The sequence below is a fragment of the Colwellia echini genome, assembly GCF_002843355.2.
In the GTDB taxonomy this organism is placed as follows: domain Bacteria; phylum Pseudomonadota; class Gammaproteobacteria; order Enterobacterales; family Alteromonadaceae; genus Colwellia; species Colwellia echini.
In genome coordinates, this window is record NZ_PJAI02000078.1 from 1 (window position 1) to 781 (window position 781).

General features: G+C 36.6%; 1 tRNA gene. It reads right to left on the reverse strand.

The window, feature by feature from the left end:
- Positions 1–607 precede the first annotated feature (607 nt).
- Positions 608–683, reverse strand: a tRNA-Lys gene (locus CWS31_RS17345).
- Positions 684–781: the final 98 nt, after the last annotated feature.

Consider the following 781-nt stretch of genomic DNA (forward strand, 5'->3'; position numbering starts at 1 on the left):
TGATTTAACTATGGGATGCTTTAAGTAAGGAGTGGTCGGCCGTGAAGGATTTGAACCTTCGATCTAACTTTAGCTGGTTAAAAGCTGAGGCTTTTATATTTTAATTATACTTAGATGGTTTAACTATTCAGATGATTTAACTATGGGATGCTTTAAGTAAGGAGTGGTCGGCCGTGAAGGATTTGAATCTTCGAACTAACTTTGGCTAGTTAAAAGCTGAGACTTTTATATTTTAATTATACTTAGATGATTTAACTATGGGATGCTTTAAGTAAGGAGTGGTCGGCCGTGAAGGATTTGAATCTTCGAACTAACTTTGGCTAGTTAAAAGCTGAGACTTTTATATTTTAATTATACTTAGATGATTTAACTATGGGATGCTTTAAGTAAGGAGTGGTCGGCCGTGAAGGATTTGAATCTTCGAACTAACTTTGGCTAGTTAAAAGCTGAGACTTTTATATTTTAATTATACTTAGATGATTTAACTATGGGATGCTTTAAGTAAGGAGTGGTCGGCCGTGAAGGATTTGAACCTTCCGTCTAACTTTAGTTGTTAAAAGCTGAGGCTTGATAAATAATGTTAGAGTTTTTTCGATTAAAGTAGGAGTGGTCGGCCGTGAAGGATTTGAACCTTCGACAAATTGGTTAAAAGCCAACTGCTCTACCAACTGAGCTAACGGCCGTTCCTGTACTTTAATTTTTTGCTTTTACTTTTTACTTTAGGAGTGGTCGGCCGTGAAGGATTTGAACCTTCGACAAATTGGTTAAAAGCCAACTGCTC